This is a genomic window from Pseudomonas salicis (assembly GCF_057128705.1).
Map to the genome: position 1 here is coordinate 1 of NZ_JBSKHU010000013.1, position 5,466 is coordinate 5,466.

General features: G+C 63.8%; 1 protein-coding gene. It reads left to right on the plus strand.

Going from position 1 to position 5,466, the window contains the following annotated elements:
* Window positions 1-5,466, plus strand: a 5,466-nt coding sequence (locus tag ACWKWE_RS29165; RefSeq protein WP_483852478.1) for an amino acid adenylation domain-containing protein, incomplete at both ends; no start/stop codon positions are given.

A 5,466-nucleotide genomic window follows, 5' to 3' on the forward strand; every position in this document is an offset into this window, starting at 1 on the left:
ATCGATCACCAGATAAAGATTCGCGGTTTCCGCATCGAGGCCGGTGAAATCGAGGCGGCGTTGAAGGGTTGCGAGGGTGTGCGGGAGGCGTTGGTCATCGTCCGTGACGGGGCGAGCGGCAAACAGCTGCTGGGCTATGTTGGCGGTGATGTGGCCGGCAACGACCTGAACGACGAGCAGATCAAACAGCAACTGAAAGTGACCCTGCCGGAGTACATGATTCCGGCGCACATCATCGTCATGGCGCGCCTGCCGCAACTGCCCAACGGCAAGCTCGACCGCAACGCGCTGCCGGACCCGCAGGTCAGTTCCAGCGACTATCAGGCGCCGCAAGGCTCGCTGGAACAGCAGCTCGCCGCGTCGTGGCAAGCGCTGCTGGGCCTCGAAGCCGTCGGTCGCAACGATCACTTCTTCGAACTGGGTGGCCATTCGTTGCTGGCGATGCAACTGATCTCGCGCTTGCGCCATGAACACGACCTGAGCGTGCCGCTGCGGGCGTTGTTCGACGCGCCGCGTCTGGCGGATTTCGCCCTGCGCATCGCGCAGATTGAACAACCGGGTAAGCAACTGGCGCTGACCTCGCGTCATGCGACCCGTGCCGTGCAGTCCTTCTCGCAACAGCGGCTGTGGTTCCTCGATCAATTGCAACCGGGCGGCCACGCCTACAACTTGCCGGGCGCCGTGCGCCTGCGTGGCAACCTGAACGAGGACGCATTGCAGTCGGCGTTCGATGGGCTGGCGGCACGTCATGAAGTGCTGCGCACCCGGTTCGTCGCGGGCGACGGCGTGCCGTTGCAGCAGATCGAACCGGCGAGTGCGGTGCAGATCGAACGTCTGGACATCCGCCACGAGGCCGATGTCGAAACCGCATTCAACAAACTGGCGCAGACCTTCGTCAAACGCCCCTTTGATCTTTCGCACAGCCCGGTCTGGCGTCTGGCGCTGGTGCGGGTGGCGGCGGATGAACAGCGGCTGCTGCTGTGCCTGCACCACATGATCTCTGACGGTTGGTCGGTTCACGTGCTGTTGCAGGAATTCAGCGAGCTGTACCGTGCTGCGCTGGAAAACCGTTCGCCGAATCTGGCGCCGTTGCCCGTGCAATATGCAGACTTTGCGGTCTGGCAACGCGAGTGGCTGGCAGCGGGTGTGGGCGAGCGCCAACTGGCGTACTGGACACAGCAGCTGGGTGACGAGCACCCGGTGCTGGAATTGCCCACCGACCGGCCGCGTCCGGCGCAGCAAAGTTATCAGGGTGATCGCCTGCTGTTCGGCTTCAATGCCGCGTTCAGCCAGCGACTGCGCACGTTCGCCAAGGCTGAGGGCGTCACGCCGTTCATGGCGATTCTGTCGGCCTATCAAGTGCTGTTGCATCGTCTGAGCGGGCAGAACGACCTGCGCATCGGCGTACCGATTGCCGGGCGTTCGCGGCTGGAGGTGGAAGGGCTGATCGGCTTCTTCGTCAGCACCCAGGTACTGCGTGCCGAAGTGTCTGCCGAACTGACGTTCCACGACGTGCTGGCGCAGGCCAAGGCGACGACCCTCGACGCCCAGGCCCATCAGGACCTGCCGTTCGAGCAACTGGTGGAAGCGCTGCAACCGGACCGCAGCCTGAGCCACAACCCGCTGTTCCAGGTGGCGTACGACCATCAGCAACGGGACTTCGAGCCGCTCGCCGGTCTGCCGGGCCTGTCCGCCGAGGTGCTGCCGCTGGACGATGGCAGCAGCCAGTTCGACCTGGCGCTGAACACCTGGGAGGACGTGGACGGTTCGTTGGGTGGGTCGTGGAATTACGCAACGGACCTGTTTGATCACGGCAGCGTCGAGCGTTTGCATCAGCGTTTTGTGCAGCTGTTTGAGGGGTTGCTGGCGCGGCCCGAGGCGGCGATTGGCGACTTTGAACTGCTGGATGCTCAGGACCGTGCGCAGTTGGTTCAGGTGAACGATACGGCGCGGGATTGGGATGCTGAATCGTGGGCCGTGCATCGTCAGTTCGAGCGTTTGGCGCAGCTGCACCCTGACCGTGAAGCGTTGCGTTGTGGGGATCAGGTGCTGACGTATCAGCAGCTGGATCAGCGCGCCAATCAGCTTGCCCATTACCTGCGCGGGCAGGGCGTAGGGCGTGAATCGCTGGTCAGCGTGGCGGCGTTGCGCTCGGTGGAAATGGTTATTGCGTTGTACGCGGTGGTGAAGGCGGGGGCTGCGTATGTGCCGCTGGACCCTGAGTACCCGGCGGATCGCCTGCGCTACATGCTGGAAGACGCTGGGATTGGCTTGTTGCTGAGCCATGATCTTGTGATTGATGACCTGCCGGTTGTTGACGGTTTGCAGGTGCTGAATCTGAATCGTCTGGCTCTCGACGATCAACCAGTAACAGCGCCGGTTGTGGAGATTCACCCCGAGCAGTTGGCGTACATGATTTACACCTCCGGCTCGACCGGCCAACCGAAGGGCGCGGGCAACACCCATGCGGCGCTGTTCAATCGTCTGGCGTGGATGCAGGACGCGTACGGCTTGGAGGCCTCTGACGCCGTGCTGCAAAAAACACCCTTCAGCTTTGACGTCTCGGTGTGGGAGTTCTTCTGGCCGCTGATGGTTGGTGCGCGTTTGGTCATGGCCCAGCCCGGTGATCATCGCGATCCTGCGTTGCTCACTGCTCTGATCGAACAGCACACGATCACCACGCTGCACTTCGTCCCGTCGATGCTCGCTGCGTTCATGGCTCAAGAAGACCTCTCCGGCTGCACTTCGCTGAAACGCATCGTCTGCTCCGGCGAGGCTTTGCCTGCCGATCTGTCGCGGGAAACCCTGCAACGTCTGCCCAATGCGGGCCTGTTCAACCTCTACGGCCCGACCGAAGCGGCCATCGACGTGACTCATTGGACTTGCGTGAACGAGCCGGGCGCGTCGGTGCCGATTGGCCGTCCGATTGCCAACTTGCACATTCACATCCTCGACAGCCGCCTCAACCCGCAACCCATCGGCGTGCCGGGCGAGCTGTACATCGGCGGCACCGGCCTGGCCCGTGGTTATCACCAACGTCCCGGCCTGACCGCCGAGCGTTTCGTCGCCAGCCCGTTCGGCAACGGCGAGCGTCTGTACCGCACCGGCGACCTGGCGCGCTGGCGAGCGGACGGCGCGGTTGAATACCTGGGACGCCTCGACCACCAGATCAAACTGCGTGGCCTGCGGGTCGAGATCGGCGAGATTGAAGCGGCGTTGCTGGACCATCCGGCGATCAGCGAAGCGGTCGTGATTGCCCGTCAGCTCGCCACCGGTACGCAACTCGTGGGCTACCTCGTTGCGGATGTGTTCGATGAAGAACACTTGCGCACCCAACTGAAACAACGCCTGCCGGACTACATGGTCCCGGCCCATCTGGTCACGCTGGAAAAATTCCCGCTCTCGGCCAACGGCAAGCTGGATCGTAAAGCTTTGCCCGAACCGCAGCTGCAACAACGCGCCTTCGAAGCCCCACTGGAGGGCGTCGAAAGCGCACTGGCGGAACTGTGGCAAGACTTGCTCGGCATCCCGCATATCGGGCGTCGGGACAACTTCTTCGAACTTGGCGGGCACTCGTTGCTGGCCATCCAATTGGTGGCACAGATCCGGCGCGACCTCATGCTGGAGTTGCCATTGCGGGCGCTGTTCGAGTCGCCGGTGTTGGTCGATCTCGCGCAGTTCCTCAACACCCGCGCCGAGCAAGCGGCCATGCCTGTGTTGTTGCCCCGCGTCGAGCGTGAGTTTGCGCCGCAGTCGTTCGCGCAACAGCGGCTGTGGTTCCTCGCGCAACTGGAGCCGGAGAGCGCCGCGTACAACCTGCCGTGCGTGCTCAACCTGAGCGGCACGCTGAAGGTCGACGCCTTGCAGCGCAGCTTCAATGGGCTGGCGGCCCGTCACGAAAGCTTGCGCACCTGCTTCGCGCCGGGAGAGCAGGGCGTGCCGTTGCAGCGCATTCTGCCGGTCGGTCCCGTGCAGATCGCGCGCCATGACTTGCGGGACAGTGCGCAGCCGGAGGCCGATTTCGCCGAGCTGGCCCAGGCCTTCATGAACCAACCGTTCAATCTCGACGCCGATGTCGCGCCCTGGCGTGTAGGGCTGGCGCGGGTGGCCGATGATCAATGGCGCCTGCTGCTGTGCATGCACCACATCATCTCCGATGGCTGGTCGGTGCAGGTCATGCTCGACGACTTCGCGCAGCTGTACCGTGCGTTCTCCCAAGGCATCGATGCGCAATTGCCGACCCTGACGATTCAATACGCCGACTACGCCGCCTGGCAGCGGGACTGCCTGAGCGGTCGTGAGCGTGAGCGGCAATTGAGCTGGTGGCGCGAAGCATTGGGCGACGAGCAGCCGGTTCTGGAATTGCCGTCTGACCGTTCCCGCCCTGTCGAGCGCGACGGCAAGGGCGGGCGTCACGCCTTCGTCTTGCCGCAGGACCTTGCCGACCGGCTGCGGCGCACGGCCAAGGCGCAGGATGCGACGCTGTTCATGCTGTTTCTGGCGTCGTTCGACACCCTGTTGTATCGCCTCAGCGGCCAGCGCGACTTGCGCATCGGCGTGCCGGTGGCGGGGCGTGCCGACCTGCACACCCAAGGCCTGATCGGCTTCTTCGTCAACACCCTGGTGCTGCGGGCGCAGGTCAGCGGCGGTCAGCCGTTTACCCAATTGTTGGCCCAGGTGAAGGACAACTTGTTGGGCGCCCATGCTCATCAGGACCTGCCGTTCGAGCAATTGGTGGAAGCGCTGCAACCGGCGCGCAGCCTGAGCGTCAACCCGTTGTTCCAGGTGAGCTACAACCATCAGCAACAGCCGGACATGTCGCGCCTGCAATTCGATAGCCTGAGCATTGAAGCGCAACAGTGGGACATCAAGGGTGCGCAGTTCGACCTGGTGCTCGGCACCTTCGAACACCAGGACGGCCGCCTCAGCGGCTACCTTGATTACGCCACCGATCTGTTCGACGCCTCCACGGTGGCGCGTCTGTACGACCAACTGTTGACCGTGCTGAACGCCGTATGCGCCGCGCCGGACACCGCCATCGGCGATCTGCCGTTGCTCAGTGAGGCCGACCTCGCGGCGCTGGATCAATGGAACACGCCGCCGTTCTCGCCATACGTGGATCGGCCGATTCACGAGCTGATTGCCAACCACGCCCGCTTGCGTCCCGAGGCGATTGCGCTGGTCCACGGCGAACAGCGCTTGACCTTCGCCGAGTTCGACCGCCGCGCTAACCAGCTCGCACACGCCTTGCGCGCTCGCGGCATCGGCACCGAAGTGCGGGTGGCAATTGCCATGGAGCGTGGGGTCGATTTGTGGGTGTCGTTCATGGCGGTGCTGAAAGCGGGGGGCGCGTACATTCCGCTCGACCCGGATTACCCGACCGAACGTTTGCGCTACATGCTGGAAGACGGCGGCGTGAAGCTGCTGATCTCCCACGACGCGGCGCTGGACCGCGTGCCAGTGGGC